Source organism: Janthinobacterium sp. OK676, assembly GCF_900103595.1.
Taxonomy (GTDB): Bacteria; Pseudomonadota; Gammaproteobacteria; order Burkholderiales; family Burkholderiaceae_D; genus Janthinobacterium.
In genome coordinates, this window is sequence record NZ_FNHA01000012.1 from 69,011 (window position 1) to 85,773 (window position 16,763).

Below are 16,763 nucleotides of genomic sequence, written 5' to 3' on the forward strand. Positions count from 1 at the left end.
CTTGTCCAGTTCTGATGTCTTGATGGTTACAGACCGCCGGCCGTCTTGACCAGGCCGAATACTTTGGTGTTGTCGATGGTGCCCAGGAAGGTTTCCGAACCTTTGCCGATGGCGCCCAGGAAGACGTCGGTGCCGCCGTGGGTTTCATTGCCGGCCGAGGTGCGGATTACCGCTTCCTGGTGGTAGGCATTGGCGCTGGTGACGGTTTCGTCGAGGCTGGCCATGGCGGCGCGGCTCGATTGCGTACGGTTTTCGCCATTGCCGAAGCCGATGATGGAATACGGTGCGCCGTCCAGGTCTTTCTCGACCGCGCCGGTCACGTAGTTCTTCACCACGCCCAGCACGCCAGGGTTGCCGGCAGCCGTCTTGCCCGTGCGCTTGGCGTAGCCGTTCAGCACCAGGGTGTGGTCATGGTCGGCGGTGACGACGATCAGGGTATTGGCCAGGGTCGGATCGGTGAGCTTGGCTTTTTCGATGGCGGCCTTGATGGCGTTGTCGAACGCGACGGTGTCTTGCAACGCTTTCTTGGCCGTCGTTTCGTGCAGCGCATGGTCGATGCGGCCGCCTTCGACCATCAGGAAATAACCCTTCTTGTTCTTGGCTAGCACGTCCATGGCCTTGGTGGTCATTTCCGCCAGGCTAGGTTCCTTGGCCGCATCGCGGTCCAGGTCGTAACTCATGTGGCTGGACGTAAACACGCCGAACAGGCGGTCCGTCTTGGCCGGATCGACGGCCTTGAAGTCGGTGGCGTTGTTGGCGACCGTGTAGCTCTTCGCCTTCAGTTCGGCCACCAGGTCGCGGTCGTCGGAACGCTTGCCGCCGCTCTTGAATGGCGTAAAGAATTGTGCGCCGCCACCGAGGACCACTTCCAGGCCGGTGGCGCCCAGCGCGCTGTTGTAGCCCGTGCCGCCAGGCACGAGGGCTGCGGCGATATCGTTTTCCAGGTCGCGGTGGCAGATGTGCGAGTAAGTCGCCGCTGGCGTGGCGTGCGTCACGCGCGCCGTGCTGACGACGCCGGCGGCGAAGCCCTTGGCCTTGGCCAGTTCCAGCAAGGTGGTGGCGGGCGTGCCGTTGCCGGTGCCGCATTTGTTGACCAGCTTGTTGCCGTTTGCATCCGTGCCCGGATCGATGGCGACCGTGTTGGCCGACATCGAGATGACTTCATTGTTCATCTTGACGCCGGTCATGTAGGCGGCCATCGATGGCGCGCTGTCCGTCACTTGCGCATCGTTCGAGAACGTCTTGACGAAGGCCGTTTCCGGCAGGGTGTCCATGGTCAGCGCGCCGTCTTCGCCCACCGAATAGATGCGCGCGGCTGTCATGGTGGTCAGGCCCATGCCATCGCCAAGGAAGAAGATGACGTTTTTCGGCGGCGCTTCGGCCACCACGTCTTCTTTTTTGGCATCGCTGCCGCAGGCGGCCAGCATCAGGGTAATGGCGACGCTGCAGCCAGCGACGGAAATTTTTCTGCGTGTCATGTGGTTCATCCGGCTAGGTTTGAAAGAGCTAGCAAGATAGCAATGCAATGTGACACCATCATGACGCTGTGACACGTTTTGTAACGGCGCCACGTTGTCGCCGGCCGCGTGGCTTTCGCGCACGTCATTGACGGGAAAATACACCGTGCCGTAGCCGACATCGCTTGCCGAATCGACGATTGCACCGAATTGTGCAACAAACTATTGCGGTTTATCGGGTTTTTCTACCGAACCGAGCAACGTAAGATGCATTCATCCCAACCATCTTGTGAAGGCACATCATGTTCTCCAAATCCATCAGCAGCGTTCTTGTTTCCACCCTGTTTGCCGCCGGTGCCGCCTCGGCCGCCGCCAGCGCCCCCTTGACCCTGGAAGTATTCAACCCGGGCGAAGAGGCCATCTTCCCCGTCGCTTCCGTGCTGGTGGCGGGCAAGCATGACGCCGTGCTGATCGATGCGCAGTTTTCGCGCGCCGAAGCGCAAAAACTGGTGGAGAAGATCCGCGCCAGCGGCAAGAAACTGACGACCGTGTACATCAGCCACAGCGATCCCGATTTCTATTTTGGCCTCGACGTGATCAAGGCCGCCTTCCCGAAGGCGAAAATCGTTGCCACGCCAGAAACCGTGGCGGAAATCCGCCGCAAGGCCGATGCCAAGGTCGCCTACTGGGGCCCTATCCTGAAAGACAATGCGCCGAAAAGCATCGTCATTCCCGAAGCGTTGACGGGCAAGCGCATCGCCCTGGAAGGCCAGTCGCTGGACATCGCCGGCCCGACGCCAGCGCGCACCTATGTGTGGATTCCATCGATCAAGGCTGTCGTCGGCGGCGTGGTGCTGTTTGGTAACTTGCACGTGTGGATGGCCGATACGCAAAGCGCCCAATCGCGCCAGGACTGGCTCAAGACTCTCGATGGCATCGCCGCCCTGAACCCCGTCACCGTCGTGCCCGGCCACTTCAAGGTCGGCTCGCCCCTGACGCCGGACAGCATCAGCTATACGCGCGACTACGTGGTGACGTTTGAAGCGGAAACGGCCAAGGCCGCCAATTCGGCCGCCCTGATCGAGGCGATGAAAATGCGCTATCCGAAGGCGGGCCTGGAGGGCGCCCTGGAAACTAGCGCAAAAGTCGCCAAAGGCGAAATGAAATGGTAAAAACCTACTGCGCGACGCGATTTCCGGCCTGCGATGCTCACTGTGCTCTAGCACCGTTGCGCTTCTCTGCCAGAACTAGCGCCGCTCGCTACGGTTTTTGCAAGTCATCTGTTTCAGTTTTATAAAGGATAGAGTCATGCCCACACTGCACTACATTTTCGACCCGCTGTGCGGCTGGTGCTACGGCGCCGCGCCGCTGGTCGAGGCGGCGCGCGCCGTGCCCGGCCTGACGGTGGCGTTCCACGGCGGCGGCATGATGACGGGCAGCAATCGCCGCCAGATCACGCCCGAGTGGCGCGGCTACGTGCTGCCGCACGACCGGCGCATCGAGCAATTGTCGGGCCAGCCGTTTGGCGAAGCTTATATGAATGGTTTGCTGAACGACACGACGGCCATGATGGATTCCGGACCGCCGATCACGGCCATCCTGGCGGCTGAAGTCCTGGCCGGCAAGGGCCTGGACATGCTGCAGCGCGTGCAGCGTGCCCATTACGTGGACGGCTTGCGCATCGCCGACGTGCCCGTGCTGGTGGCGCTGGTGCAAGAGCTGGACATGGACGGGGTGGCCTTCCAGGCCGAGTATGCGCGGCAGGCGGGCGCCGCCACGCAGCGGCACATCGACGCCAGCCGCGCCTTGCTGGCGCAGGTGGGCGGCCAGGGTTTTCCTACCTTCGTGCTCGACGATGGCAGCGGCAAGCTGTCCGTGATCGATATCGGCGGCTTTTTGGGCCAGCCCGCGAAGTTGCAGGCGCAGCTTGGCGGCGTATGCGATGCGCAAGGGTGCGCATTGTAAATAGCTATCGGATCGATAAAATCAATTAGCTTTTCCTTTGTTGTTGACCTCGTTACACTAGTTCCATTAGTCAACAACGAAGGAAAAGCAGCCATGAGCCAACAGCCGCCATTCAGTACCGCCTCGGGCATCCCCGTCGCCGACAACCAGAATTCCCTCAGCGCCGGCCCCCGCGGCCCGCTGCTGCTGCAAGACTTCCATCTGATCGAAAAACTCCAGCATTTCAACCGCGAGCGCATCCCCGAGCGCGTCGTGCACGCCAAAGGTTCGGGCGCCTACGGCACCTTTACCGTCACGCACGACATTTCGCGCTACACCAAGGCCAAATTGTTTGCCGAAGTGGGCAAGCAGACGGCCACCTTCGCCCGCTTTTCCACCGTCGGCGGCGAACGCGGCAGTGCCGACACGGAACGCGACCCGCGCGGTTTCGCCGTACGTTTCTACACGGAAGAGGGCAACTGGGACTTGGTTGGCAACAACACGCCCATGTTCTTCATCAAGGACCCGATCAAGTTCCCCGACTTCGTCCACACGCAAAAGCGCGATCCGCAAAGCAATCTGAAATCGGCCGAAATGATGTTCGATTTCTGGAGCCATGCGCCGGAAAGCTTGCACCAGGTCACCATGCTGTTCTCGGACCGGGGCACGCCGGACGGCTACCGCCACATGGATGGCTTCGGCAGCCACACGTATAGCCTGATCAATGCGGACGGCCAGCGCGTGTACGTGAAATGGCACTTCAAGACGCGCCAGGGCATCAAGAATCTGCCGGCCGCGGAAGCGGGCCGCCTGGCCGGTGCCGACCCCGACTACGCCCAGCGCGACCTGTTCGGCGCCATCGAACGCGGCGATTTCCCCCAGTGGGAAGTCAAGCTGCAGGTGGCGACGCAGGAGCAACTCGATGCATGGGAGCAGCGGACGGGCTGGAACCCGTTCGACCTGACGAAAGTGTGGCCGCACGCGGACTTCCCGCTGCTGCCCGTCGGTATTTTCGAGCTGAACCGTAACCCGGACAATTACCACGCGGAAGTCGAGCAGGCGGCCTTTTCGCCGGCCAACGCCGTGCCGGGCATGGGCTACTCGCCGGACAAGATGCTGCAAGGCAGGCTGTTCGCCTACCACGACGCCCAGCTGTACCGCGTCGGCACGAACCACCAGCACCTGCCCGTGAATGCGGCCCGCTGCCCCTTCCATAACCAGCAGCGCGACGGCGGCATGGCGATCCACAATGGCGGCGCGGCGCGCAATTACGCGAACGTGGCGGCGGCAGGCAGTGCGCCGCAAGGGCTGGGCCATGGCGAGGGGGCGCTGGCACTCGATGGCGGCGCGGCGCGCTACGATGGACGCGGCGTGGAAGACGATTACACGCAGGCCGGCAATCTGTTCCGTTTGATGTCGGCTCAGGCGAAGCAGAACCTGTTCGACAACCTGGCCGGTCCCTTGAGTCTGGTGCGTCCGGAAACCTTGCAGCGTCAGCTGGGGCACTTCGACCAGGCCGATCCAGCCTATGGCGCCGGCGTGCGGACCGCTCTGCAGGCGCGCGGCGTGGCGCTGTAGCGTGTGTGGCAGGCGGAACAATCCTGTTCCGCCTGTTGTTGATGCAGCACAAATGAGCGCTTGATATTAAATATTGCCGTATGGACATATTTGCCGCCCATGCGTAGACTTGTCGGTCTGATCTGACTAGAAAGTCTTGCACTATGAATATGGCGAAGCTGTCGGTGCATGGGGACGACCCCACGCTCAAATCCATCCTCGAAGTCTTGCCCACCGATCCGGAACGGCAATGGCGCAAGGGCGAGGCGAAGGGCGCGAATCGCGTGCATCTCGATTCCGGCTTTGAAGTGCTGATCGCGCAGGCACCCAAATCGCAAGTGTTGCCATCGCGCATACGCAGCTACCTGGCCGAATGCCGCTCGCGCGGCGTGACGTTCACGATGCCGCGCATCGTGGCCGAGCTGCAACTGGAATTGAACGGCGACGACACGGTCGACGCGCCGCTCGACCTGTCGCTGGCCGACATGCAGCACCTGACGGAAATGGGCATCAGCCTGAGCCTGGTGACGCGCTCCGCCGCCTGACTCCCAACGATACCGAAGTGGCCGCCTGTATGCACAGGCGGCCATTGTTCGTCACGGTTCTTCGAGCTCGACGGTGACCATATTGTCGTCCGGCTTGCGGTCGATCAGCTTGTTGTCGGGATCGATGCCCGCCTTGCCGGGGCGGCTGCCGACGATGACGGTATAGCTCGCCTGGCGGGCCGTCATGCGCAGGCGTTCGCGCAGCAGCGGATGGCCATTCGCATCGTCGACGCCGATCTCGATCCAGTCGTGCAGGGGCGCGTCGTGTTCCTCGCCCTGTTCGCCGGCCGTCAATTTGCCCGCCTGCACCTTGATGGTGACGGCATACTTGCCGTCGCTGCGCCTGGTGGCCGTGGCCGACAGGGCGCGATTGTCGAACAGCACGATTTTCTCGAACAGGTCGTCGATCAGATAAGCCTGCTCGGGCGGCGTGACCTGGCGCAAGCCGGCAATCAGCGCCGTCACGCTCGCATACGGCGGGCCTTTCTGGCCATAGGTCTTGAGCAGGTCGCGCAGCACGCCGTTGACCTTGTCTTCGCCGATGATATCTTGCAGCAAATACATGGCCAGGCTGCCCTTGTTGTAATGGATGTAGGTCTGATTTTCATTTTCGGCCAGCGGCAATTCCTTCTTGCGCTCTTCGCTGCGTCCCATCAGGTATTGATTCAGGTCATAGCGCAGGAAGCGGCGCATCTTGGCCGGTCCCACGGTTTTCTTCATCACCATCAGGGCCGAATATTCGGCCAGGGTTTCGCTGAGCACGGTGGCGCCGCGCGTGTTGCCGCCCACCAATTGATGCGCCCACCACTGGTGCGCCACTTCGTGCGCCGTGACGTAGAACGGATAGTCGATGTCTTTCGGGTTCTTGTCGTCCACCTTGGCGATGAAGCCCAGGCCTTCCGAGTACGGGATCGTGTTCGGGAACGATTGCGCGAACGTGGCGTAGCGGGGGAACTCGACGATGCGCAGGATCTTGTGCTGGTAGGGGCCGAAGTTCTTCGTGTAGTAATCGAGCGCTTCCTTGCTGCCGCGCACGAAACGATCGAGGTTGTATTCGTGGCCGGGATGGTAGTACACGTCGATGGCCACGTCTTGCCAGCGCTCGTGCTTGACGGCGTAGCGGGCCGACTGGAAGGCGTAGAAATTCAGGATGGGCTGGTCCAGCATGTAATGGAAGTAATGGCGGCCCTTGGCGATCCAGTCGTTGTCCAGCATGCCTGGCGCGATGGCCGTCTGGCCGTCGACGGTGCTGACGGTGGCGTCAAAATTGATGCGGTCGGCGTCGTTGCTCACGTAATTGTCGGCCAGGCCCTTCGCATCATCGCGCGGCAAGGCCCGTTCGCGCGCCGGCAGACCGTGTTTCTTGCGGTCGCGCGGGTCCGTCAATTCCTGCTGCGGCTGGTAGCCGATGTGCGGCAGCACGGCATTCGTGAAGAAGGTGCCGTTGGCCACCACGGGCGTGTCCTGGCCCAGGCCGAAGATGCCGCGCGGCGCATAGCGGACGTCGAAATCGAGACCCAGGGTGGCGCCTGGCGCCAGCGGCGCGGCCAGGCGGTAGCTGTAAAAGCCCAGCTTGCCGTCGTCGAGGCCCGGATGCACGCGCGCGTCGAAACGCAGGCGCATGGTGGCGGTCGGGTCTTGCTGCACAAAAATGTGGCTGATCGGCAGGCCGGTCTTGTTTTGCAGCAGATAGCGGCCCGTGACGGCCAGGGTGCGCTGCGCCGGGTAGATGGCCACGTCGAGTTTCACGTCCGTGATTCTCGGCTGCGGCGTGGCGGCAAACTTGCGGTACTGGCGCTCGAGGCTGGCGCGGTCCGCATCGCGGGAAAATTCGGACTGGTAATCGTTGGCCACGTGGAAAACGTAGAACAGCACGCCGCCTGCGCCGACGAAGATCAGGGCGCCGCCCGCAAAGCTGGCCAGCACGCCATGCGTGAGGCCGTGGCGCGCCAGGCGCAGGCGGATGCGCCAGCTGTCCTGCGCGCCGCGGGGCCAGAACAGCAGCGACAACACCGTCAGCATGACGGCCGCGCCGCTCCAGTACAGCAGGTACCAGCGCTCGCGCAACACAAAGTGGCCGGCGCCGTTCATGGCCGAATACACGACCTCGGGCGTGCTGCCGTACAGCAGCAGCGGGTCGCCCAGGCCCAGCGAGGAAAAGCTGATGCTGGCGATGTGGTACAGAATCATGGCGAAATATGCGAGGTATTTCTGATTGATCAGCACCTGCGCGAAGATGGCCAGCACGGCCACCAGCGCATAGTAGGGCAGGTGCGACAGGAACAGCGATTCCACGTACAGGCCGGGGTCGAGGCGGTAATAGCCCTTGAAGACCTGGATCGACATGCCGCACAGCATGATGATCAGGCTCAGCAAGGCTTGCAGGCCGACCAGCGCCAACAGCTTTGACAGCAGGGGCAGCCAGTTCGGCACGGGCAGGGCGTCGAGCATCTGATACGTGCCCGCTTCCCGTTCGCGCCACACCAGCTCGCCCGCGTAGAAGGTGGTAATGATGAGCATGAACAGGGCGAACGAGGCGCTGACCATGTCCAGCACCTTTTCCGTCACGGGATAGGTATTCGTGCCGTACATGGAACCCATGTCCAGCGCGCCCGCATACATGGTCAGCACGCCGGCCAGCACGATGACGACAAAATAGATGTTCTTGATGGTTTCGCGCAGGTTCAGCCAGCTCATCTTGAAGAGCAGGGCGGCCAGGTTGCGCTGCGCGAAGTCGGGCGCTTCCTGCGTGGACAGCGAGGCGTTCGACAGGCGCTGCGGCGCCTCGCCCTCGCTGCGGCGCCTGGCGGTGCCCGCGTCCATCGTTGCGTGGAACTGAAAGCGCCAGTAGCCGAGCAGCAAGGCCACGAGGGCAAAGCCCGACCAGATGGCGCGGTTCAGCAGGTACACGCCTTCCAGGGTCACCAGGCGCGCGTTGCGCTCCGCGTTCGGCCAGTATTCCGTCAGGCGTATCAACGCCGTCGTGCCGAAGGGGTCGATCAGGGCGGCCAGGGTCTTGTAGTCGAGGTCGCGCGCCAGCGACGGCGCCACCAGGTAGCCGATCAGCATCACCACCGAGCTGATGTACACAGGCAGCATGCGCCGCGTCAGGGCCGCGATGACGAAGAAGATGGCGCCGAAGATGAACAGGTTCGGCAGCAGGGTAAACACATACGGCATCAGGTAGGCCAGCGTCCGTTGCGGCCCCAGCCGTTCCGGATCGATGCCGGGCAGCCAGGCGCCCAGCCAGGCACCGATCACGATGCTGGAAAACACCACGGCCAGCACCAGATAGGCGCCGAGGAAGCGGCCGAAGACGTACTGGTATTTCCTGATCGGCGCGCTGAAGAAGAAATGCTGCATGCCGTATTCGAAATCCTGCTGCACCGAGCGGCCCATCATGGCCGCCACCACCACGGCGCCAAAGCAGCCCAGCACGCTGCACGTGAACGCCAGCGAGCGCGGTGCGTTGATCAGGAACTTGCCGCCGAAACTGATGCTCGCCTCCTTGAAGACGCCGCCGGCGGCCGCCATCCACAGCATGGCCAAGGCCAGGAACATGGCGAAATACACCCAGGTCGACAGCAGCTTGAGTCGCTGTCGCGCTTCAAAGCGGGCGATGGCAAACATGGCCGTCCCCTCAGTCGCACTGCGGGGCGACGCGGTGGCGCCCCGCAATGGTGGCGAAATACAGGTCTTCCAGGTCGCCGATGGCTTCCTCGAAGCCGTCGCCCGGATCGTCGTCGCTGTAGACGTGGATCAGGGTGCGGCCCGACAGCAATCGCGTGGAAATGACGGCGTGGCGCTGCTGGAAGCTGGCCAGTTCTTTCTTGTCGACAAAGCGTGCCCAGATCTTGCAGCTGACTTCGTCGATCAGTTCCTGGGTCTTGCCGCATAGCAGCAAATGGCCCTTGTTGATGATGGCCATGTTGGCGCACAGGTCGGCCACGTCGGACACGATGTGGGTCGACAGGATCACCGTCTTGTCTTCGCCGATGTCGGACAGCAGATTATGGAAGCGCACCCGCTCCTGCGGGTCGAGGCCGGCCGTCGGCTCGTCGACGATGATCAGCTTCGGGTCGCCCAGCAGCGCTTGCGCGATGCCGAAGCGCTGGCGCATGCCGCCGGAAAAGCCGCCCAGGCGCTGGTGGCGCACGTCGAACAGATTGGTTTGCTGCAACAGGCCATCGACGACTTCGCGCCGGCGCGCCCGCTGCGACAGCCCTTTCAGGGTGGCGAAGTGGTCGAGCAGCTCGTAGGCCGTCACCTTCGGGTACAGGCCGAAGTCTTGCGGCAGGTAGCCGAGCATGCGGCGGATCTCGTCCTTGTCGTCGAGCACGTCGTAGTCGCCGAAGAAGACCGAGCCGGAATCGCACTCCTGCAGGGTGGCCAGGGTGCGCATCAGGGTCGACTTGCCGGCGCCGTTCGGGCCCAGCAAGCCAAACATCCCGGGCGGTATCGTCAGCGACACGTTATCCAGCGCCACCACGCCATTCGCGTAGGTTTTCGACAATTTGCGGATCTGCAATTCCATACAACTCCTGACTCATGCGTTGCTGCCCGATGCTACAGGGCTACTCTATGCTGGCATTGTATTGAATTTAAGACGTACTGGGCAGTTGCATGCGATACACGGCATTTTCGCGTGCCCAGAGTGCAGCCGGGCGGGGGTGGATGGCGCCCCGCCCCGCACCTAATTGCGGAACAACACGGATTCGCGATTGAACCACCAGCGGCACAGCATCAGCAGCGCGCCCGCGATCACCGTCGTCGAGGCCAGGATCACGCCGAACATGCGGTAATCCATGGTGCCCTTGACCAGCTCCTTCATGGCCAGCGACACGTTCGTCAGCGGCACCATGGCCCACATCCAGTTCAGTTCGACGCCTGGCAGCATGGCCGCCACCGTGGGCAGGATGACGAACAGCATCAATGGCGTGATCATGCCGGCAGCTTCCTTGTAGCTTTTCGCATAGATCGAGATCGACAGCAGCATCGAGGCGAAGATGGCGGCCGTCGGCACCAGCATCAGGGTCACCATGGCCAGGTCGGGCAAGCCGATGCTGCGTACCATGACGGCCATGTTGCCTTCGAGCGAACTGCCGAAGATGGCCAGCAGGGCGCCCATGCTGCCCACCATCAGCACGGCCGAGGTCATGCCGACGGTAAACAGCACGAGGAACTTGGCCACCACGATGGCGCTGCGCGGCACCGGGGCCAGCAGCAGCGTTTCCAGGGTGCCCCGCTCCTTTTCGCCCGCGCCCAGGTCGATGGCCGGATACATGGCCGCCGTCAGGCACACCATCAGCAGCAGATACGGCAGCATGCCGCCGACGATGGCGCCCATCTGCTCGCGCTCGTTGGCCGTCGACTGCTTGTCGAGCACGATGGGGTGCAGGGCAAAGGCCAGCTGGGCCGGACTCAGGTTCAGTGCCGACAGCGCGCTTTCGCGCAGGCTGGCGTTGTAGGCTTCGACGATCTCGCGCACCCGCTGCTGGGTCACGTCGACCGTGCTGGCGCTGTTGTAATGCAGGGTGACCTTGGCTTGCTGCTGTTGCCGCAGCGACTCTTCAAAATGGGGCGGAATGACGACGGCAAACTTGATCGTGTCGTCGCCGATGGCGCGGCGGATGTCGCCCTCGCTGGCCAGCGGCACTTCGCGCAGCTTGTGCTGCTGCGCAAAGCGCGCGCTCAAGCCCGGCGAATGGTCCTTGCCGAACAGGGCGTAGCGCATTTCCGCCGTTTTCGCGTTCTTGAACATATTGCTGGAAACATAAGCAAAGCCGCCAAAGATCAGCGGCATGGCGAAGATGGGGATGAGGATGGTGAAAATCAGCGTCTTGCGGTCGCGCGTGAGTTCCAGCAACTCTTTCAGATAAATGGTCCACATGGCTCAGGCTCTCTGGTTGATGACGCTGACAAAGGCGTCGTACAAGTCCGCGCTGCCGCCCAGGTGGCGCAGTTCGTTGACCGTGCCGTTGAAGGCGGTGGTGCCGCGGTTGATGATGCAGACGCGGTCGCACAGCTTTTCCACCTCGTGCAGGTGGTGCGTGGAAAAGATCAGCGGCACGCGCAGCGCCTTGTAGCTGGCGATGAAGTCGAGCAGGATCTTGGCCGACATCACGTCCAGCCCGGTGGTTGGCTCGTCGAGGATCACCACCTGCGGCTCGTGCACGACGGTGCGGGCGATCGCGCACTTCTGTTTCATGCCCGTCGATAACTGATCGGCCCGCTTGCCGCCGTATTCCTCCATCTGCAGCAGGGAAAACAGCTCGTCGCAGCGGCGCTTCAGCTTGTCGGCCGGCATGCCGTGCAGGCGGCCGAAATATTCCACGTTTTCGCGCGCCGTCAGGCGGCCGTACAAGCCCGTCGAACCGGACAGGAAACCGATGCTCTGACGCGCCACCAGCGGTTGCTGCAAGACATCGACGCCGTTGACGAGGGCGCTGCCCGCGTCCGCCTGCAAGGCCGTCGACAGCAGGCGCAGGGTGGTCGTCTTGCCGGCCCCATTCGGCCCCAGCAGGCCGAGCACTTCTCCGGGGGCGCAGCTGAAACTGACGTCGCGCACGGCGTGGAACCAGCCATCGTGTTCGCGCGGATCGCTGACGTGCACGCCCTTGCCCTTGTGGGGCGGCATGCGGAAACGTTTTGCCAGGTGCTTGACCTCTATCATGTGCTTCATCCATTCAATGGTGAAGGACGAGAGTAGCATGCAAAAAATGTAACTTGCAAGGTGGAAATATCGTTTGGTCTATTGAAAAAAACAGCATCTTCATGCAAGCTGGCCCGGTGGGCGCCGAGGACGGCGCGGGAGAGTGCAATGCAAACGATCGATCAGGCGATGCAGGACAAGGTACTGGCCGTGGCCCGCGCCGGCATGACCAGTGCCGAAGCCATCGGTTTCTTCCGCGTCAGCCTGGGGCTGTACTACCTGGCCGGCCTGATGACGGAGGAAACGCTCGATTTCAAGCAGATCGACGCGAAGTACAACCGGTTTATTTACCACTCGATAGGTGGCGGGCACAGCATCGCCAGCGTGCTGCAGTTCATGAGCGGCGAAAAAGTCTTGCGTGTGCTCCAATCGGAGCGTTTTCGCGCCGCGTTTGCCCAGCACTGCCCGGACATTCCCGTCGACAGCATTTCCTTCCTGATTTCACTGAACCTGGGCGTGGCGAAAAGCCTGTCCGGCCTGGACGCCGTCGGCCCCGTGGTGGACTGGATCGAGCAGGAAAAAGCGCGCACAAGTCAATAAAGCCCCGATCCCCCTGCGCGCGGCGTGGGGACGGCTGGCCGCTATCGTCCTATAATTCATGCTTTACTACTCATGAGCATAGCCACGATGACCGCGAACCGCCATTTTGACCCCCTGGATCGTTTGATTGTCGGCGCCGACAAGGCCCTGCGCGTCATGGCGGGCGTGGCCTCGGCCTCGCGCCCCACGCCGGCCGCGCATGCGCCCGATGCGGAGCTGAGTCCGGCCGAACAGCGCCACAGCGCCGGCTTGATGCGTGTCAACCATGTGGGCGAAGTGTGCGCGCAAGCCCTGTACAACTCGCAGGCGCGCTATGCGCACAGCCCGGCCATCCGCGCCCAGTTCGACGAAGCGGGACGCGAAGAGGAAGACCACCTGGCCTGGACGGCGCAGCGCCTGACGGAGCTGGGCTCGCGTCTGAGCCTGCTCAATCCCCTGTGGTATGCCGGTTCGTTTGCGCTGGGCACCATTGCCGCGCGCATGGGCGACGGCCGCAGCCTGGGTTTTGTGGTGGAAACGGAGCGCCAGGTGGAAGCGCACCTGGCCAGCCACCTGGAAGAGTTGCCGCCGCAGGACGCCAAGTCGCGCGCCATTGTGAAACAGATGGCCATCGACGAGGTGGAGCACGGCGCCGCCGCCCAGCGTTTGGGCGCCATCGACACCCCGGCGCCCGTGAAGGCGCTGATGGGGCTGATGGGTAAAGTGATGACAAAAACCGCCTATTACATCTGACAGGTCGGGTAGGTCGGATTAGGCCGCCGGCCGTAATCCGACAACATTGTTGGCGCTTGCGGTGTCGTCGGATTACGCGGGGCCTTGCCCCGCTAATCCGACCTACATCATTCCTCGATGATTTCGAAGGAGTGCGTAATTTCCGCCGTTTTCGCCAGCATGATCGACGCCGAGCAATATTTGTCATGCGACAAGGCCACGGCCCGTTCCACGGCCGTCGGTTTCAGTGCCTTGCCCCGCACGGTGAAGTGGAAGTGGATCTTGGTGAATACTTTCGGATCGGTGTCGGCGCGGTCGGCCTTCAGGGTTACTTCGCAGCCACTGACGGCTTCGCGGCCCCGTTTCAGGATCAGCACCACGTCATAGGCGGTGCAGCCGCCCGTGCCCAGCAAGACCATTTCCATGGGGCGTGGCGCCAGGTTGTGGCCGCCGCCATCGGGCGCGCCATCCATGGTCACCAGGTGGCCGGAACCCGTTTCTGCCCGAAAACTCATGCCCGACGGGCCATTCCAGCTGACTTTGCATTCCATCGTACTCTCCGAAAATTGTAAGCGTTTTGTATTGTAATAGAGGAATGCCCATCCATGTGCCGCCCGCCGGGCCGCAGCCGGCCTCGATTGCGGCTTGACGCGGCAAGGCAAAGCCGCTTATACTTGTCGGCTTTCCGTTCGCTCAGGAAAAGTAAATAAGGCAGAGTCCGAACAGCAACATCGTCGGAACCACCATTTGAGCGTGTAATCTATTAGGAAGTCAACATGAAAACATTTTCCGCTAAAGGACATGAAGTCCAGCGCGATTGGTTCGTGGTTGACGCGACGGACAAAGTCCTCGGACGTGTTGCCAGCGAAGTGGCACTCCGACTGCGCGGCAAACACAAACCAGAATTTACTCCTCACGTCGATACCGGCGACTTCATCGTCGTCATCAACGCAGGCAAACTGCGTGTGACCGGTACCAAAGCTACTGAGAAAATTTACTACCGTCACTCTGGCTATCCAGGCGGCATCTACGAAACCAACTTCCAGAAAATGCAACAGCGTTTTCCAGGTCGCGCGCTTGAGAAAGCGGTCAAAGGCATGCTGCCTAAAGGCCCACTCGGCTACGCAATGATCAAGAAGCTGAAAGTGTACGCGGAAGGTTCCCATCCGCACGCTGCTCAGCAACCTAAAGCACTTGTTCTCTAAGGAACTGACATGATCGGTAATTACAATTATGGAACCGGCCGTCGCAAAAGTGCAGTGGCTCGGGTTTTTATCAAAGTTGGCACAGGCTTGATCGTTGTTAACGGCAAACCAGCAAACGAATACTTTTCGCGCGAAACGGGTCTGATGGTCATCCGTCAACCCCTGGAACTGACCGGCAATGTCGAGCGTTTCGACATCAAAGTCAACGTCCATGGCGGCGGTGAGTCGGGCCAGGCTGGTGCAGTTCGTCACGGCATCACCCGCGCTCTGATCGACTACGATGCAGCGTTGAAACCGGAACTGGCGAAAGCCGGCTTCGTGACCCGCGATGCACGTGAAGTCGAGCGTAAAAAAGTTGGTCTGCGCAAAGCACGTCGCGCAAAGCAATTCTCGAAGCGTTAATTTCTACGCTACAGCACCTTTCGGGGTGCTGGTCGAAAAGCCGCTGGACTTCGGTCCCGCGGCTTTTTTGCATTTCAGCGTGACTCGGCGTTGCGCTGTAAAATACGCGGAAAACCCCATGGGTAGCGTTTCCCTTCATCTTTATGCAATCTATACACAAGGAAAGAACATGATCAAAGTTGGCATCGTCGGCGGCACTGGATACACGGGCGTGGAATTGCTGCGCTTGCTCGCTACCCATCCAGATGTCGAGTTGACGGCGATTACCTCGCGCAAGGAAGATGGCTTGCCCGTTGCTGACATGTATCCTTCCCTGCGTGGCCATGTCAACCTGGCGTTTACGTCGCCGGACAAGGCCAAGCTGGAGCAGTGTGACGTGGTCTTCTTTGCCACGCCACATGGCGTTGCCATGGCGCAAGCACCAGCCTTGCTGGCCGCCGGCGTGAAAGTCATCGACCTGGCCGCCGACTTCCGCCTGAAAGACCAGGCCAAGTTCGAGCAGTGGTACAAGATTCCCCACACGGCGCCCGAGCTGATCGAGCAGGCCGTGTACGGCTTGCCGGAACTGAACCGCGAAGACATCAAGCAAGCCAAGCTGATCGCCAACCCCGGTTGCTATCCGACCACCATGCAGCTGGGTTTTTACCCGTTGCTCAAGGCGGGGCTGGTCAACGCGGGCGGTTTGATCGCCGACTGCAAGTCGGGCGTGTCCGGCGCCGGCCGCAAGGCGGAAATCGGCATCCTGTTCTCGGAAAGCAGCGACAGCTTCAAGGCCTACGGCGTGGCCGGTCACCGCCACCTGCCGGAAACGACGGCGCAATTGCAGCGTTTCACGGACGAGAAAGTGGCGCTGACCTTCACGCCGCACCTGGTGCCGATGATACGTGGCATGCATTCGACCCTGTACGCGCAGCTGAACAAGGATGTCAGCAATGAAGAGCTGCAAGCCTTGTTCGAAGAGCAATACAAAGACGAGCCTTTCGTCGACGTGATGCCGTTCGGCTCGCATCCCGAAACCCGTTCCACGCGCGGCTCGAACACGCTGCGCCTGGCCTTGCACCGTCCGGAAGGCGGCAATACCGTCATCGTGCTGGTAGTGCAGGACAACCTGGTCAAGGGCGCATCGGGCCAGGCCGTGCAATGCATGAACTTGATGTTTGGCTTGAAAGAAGCGGCCGGTTTGCAACACATCGCCGTGATGCCGTAACGATACGCGACGGTGCTTGCGCGGGTCCGGCGCCTTTTTGCCGGACCTGTGATAAATTGGACTGCCACCTACCCGACAGGATGACGTTCATGTTCGAGCGCAACGCGAAAAACCCCATCGACACCTTGATCGGCGCTTCCACGCGGATCGAGGGCGACCTGCTGTTTTGCGGCGGCCTGCGCATCGACGGCCATGTGCGCGGCAACGTCACGGGCGAGCCGGGCGAGCCCACGTATGTGGTGCTGGGCGAGGCGGGCCGTATCGATGGTGAAGTGCGCTGCTCGAGCCTGGTCGTCAGCGGCGAGATCAATGGTCCCGTGTACGTGTCCGAAATGCTTGAAATCCAGCCAAAAGCCCGCATTGTAGGTGAGGTCTATTACAAGGTGCTGGAAATGCACAGCGGCGCATTGGTGCAGGGCAAGCTCAGCCGGCACGACAGCGCAGACCCCGTGCTGCACCTGGCCGTGTCGGAAATGTGAGCAG

Annotated in this window: 16 protein-coding genes; 10 read left to right on the plus strand and 6 right to left on the minus strand. The window is 61.8% G+C overall.

Features of this window, described 5'->3' with window-relative positions; genetic code table 11:
• Positions 1-26: 26 nt before the first annotated feature.
• Positions 27-1,427: an alkaline phosphatase gene (locus BLU39_RS21750; RefSeq protein ID WP_232731404.1), complete on the minus strand. Its 1,401-nt coding sequence runs from the start codon at positions 1,425-1,427 to the stop codon at positions 27-29.
• A 332-nt stretch (positions 1,428-1,759) separates the two neighbouring features.
• Between BLU39_RS21750 and BLU39_RS21755 the strand changes: the two genes are divergently transcribed.
• From BLU39_RS21755 to BLU39_RS21770, 4 genes are all read left to right on the plus strand, one after another.
• Complete coding sequence (locus BLU39_RS21755; RefSeq protein ID WP_092716796.1) at positions 1,760-2,629, plus strand: MBL fold metallo-hydrolase; 870 nt, start codon at positions 1,760-1,762, stop codon at positions 2,627-2,629.
• Positions 2,630-2,765: 136 nt separating this feature from the next.
• Positions 2,766-3,422 (plus strand): DsbA family protein, encoded by a 657-nt coding sequence (locus BLU39_RS21760; RefSeq protein ID WP_092716798.1) that lies wholly within the window; start codon positions 2,766-2,768, stop codon positions 3,420-3,422.
• A 93-nt stretch (positions 3,423-3,515) separates the two neighbouring features.
• A complete protein-coding gene (locus tag BLU39_RS21765; protein WP_092716800.1) occupies positions 3,516-4,979 on the plus strand; it encodes a catalase in 1,464 nt (487 codons plus the stop codon).
• A 143-nt stretch (positions 4,980-5,122) separates the two neighbouring features.
• A complete protein-coding gene (locus tag BLU39_RS21770) occupies positions 5,123-5,503 on the plus strand; it encodes a hypothetical protein (protein ID WP_139178436.1) in 381 nt (126 codons plus the stop codon).
• 51 nt (positions 5,504-5,554) lie between these two features.
• On the opposite strand, the gene BLU39_RS21775 is transcribed toward BLU39_RS21770, so the two are convergent.
• The 4 genes from BLU39_RS21775 to BLU39_RS21790 form a co-directional block, all read right to left on the minus strand.
• Positions 5,555-9,133, minus strand: a complete 3,579-nt coding sequence (locus tag BLU39_RS21775; RefSeq protein ID WP_092716804.1) for an ABC transporter permease/M1 family aminopeptidase — start codon at positions 9,131-9,133, stop codon at positions 5,555-5,557.
• Between the two features lie 10 nt (positions 9,134-9,143).
• Positions 9,144-10,037 carry an ABC transporter ATP-binding protein gene (locus BLU39_RS21780; protein WP_092716806.1) on the minus strand — a complete coding sequence of 298 codons (894 nt, stop codon included), beginning with the start codon at positions 10,035-10,037 and terminating at the stop codon, positions 9,144-9,146.
• A 159-nt stretch (positions 10,038-10,196) separates the two neighbouring features.
• A complete protein-coding gene (locus BLU39_RS21785; RefSeq protein ID WP_092716808.1) occupies positions 10,197-11,393 on the minus strand; it encodes an ABC transporter permease in 1,197 nt (398 codons plus the stop codon).
• A 3-nt stretch (positions 11,394-11,396) separates the two neighbouring features.
• Positions 11,397-12,176 carry an ATP-binding cassette domain-containing protein gene (locus tag BLU39_RS21790; protein ID WP_092717205.1) on the minus strand — a complete coding sequence of 260 codons (780 nt, stop codon included), beginning with the start codon at positions 12,174-12,176 and terminating at the stop codon, positions 11,397-11,399.
• 147 nt (positions 12,177-12,323) lie between these two features.
• Between BLU39_RS21790 and BLU39_RS21795 the strand changes: the two genes are divergently transcribed.
• Together BLU39_RS21795 and coq7 are read left to right on the plus strand one after the other, a co-directional pair.
• Positions 12,324-12,755 carry a hypothetical protein gene (locus tag BLU39_RS21795; RefSeq protein ID WP_072456731.1) on the plus strand — a complete coding sequence of 144 codons (432 nt, stop codon included), beginning with the start codon at positions 12,324-12,326 and terminating at the stop codon, positions 12,753-12,755.
• An 87-nt stretch (positions 12,756-12,842) separates the two neighbouring features.
• Positions 12,843-13,487: a 2-polyprenyl-3-methyl-6-methoxy-1,4-benzoquinone monooxygenase gene (gene coq7 / locus BLU39_RS21800; protein ID WP_046683453.1), complete on the plus strand. Its 645-nt coding sequence runs from the start codon at positions 12,843-12,845 to the stop codon at positions 13,485-13,487.
• A gap of 107 nt (positions 13,488-13,594) precedes the next feature.
• Here the strand turns inward: coq7 and BLU39_RS21805 are convergent, their stop codons facing one another.
• Complete coding sequence (locus BLU39_RS21805) at positions 13,595-14,017, minus strand: OsmC family protein (protein ID WP_034749235.1); 423 nt, start codon at positions 14,015-14,017, stop codon at positions 13,595-13,597.
• A 225-nt stretch (positions 14,018-14,242) separates the two neighbouring features.
• On the opposite strand from BLU39_RS21805, the gene rplM reads away from it, so the two are divergent.
• From rplM to BLU39_RS21825, 4 genes are all read left to right on the plus strand, one after another.
• Positions 14,243-14,671: a 50S ribosomal protein L13 gene (rplM, locus tag BLU39_RS21810; protein WP_010393282.1), complete on the plus strand. Its 429-nt coding sequence runs from the start codon at positions 14,243-14,245 to the stop codon at positions 14,669-14,671.
• Between the two features lie 9 nt (positions 14,672-14,680).
• Positions 14,681-15,073: a 30S ribosomal protein S9 gene (gene rpsI, locus BLU39_RS21815; protein ID WP_010393285.1), complete on the plus strand. Its 393-nt coding sequence runs from the start codon at positions 14,681-14,683 to the stop codon at positions 15,071-15,073.
• Between the two features lie 169 nt (positions 15,074-15,242).
• Positions 15,243-16,280 carry an N-acetyl-gamma-glutamyl-phosphate reductase gene (gene argC / locus BLU39_RS21820; RefSeq protein ID WP_092716811.1) on the plus strand — a complete coding sequence of 346 codons (1,038 nt, stop codon included), beginning with the start codon at positions 15,243-15,245 and terminating at the stop codon, positions 16,278-16,280.
• A gap of 89 nt (positions 16,281-16,369) precedes the next feature.
• Positions 16,370-16,759: a bactofilin family protein gene (locus BLU39_RS21825; protein WP_034785332.1), complete on the plus strand. Its 390-nt coding sequence runs from the start codon at positions 16,370-16,372 to the stop codon at positions 16,757-16,759.
• Positions 16,760-16,763: the final 4 nt, after the last annotated feature.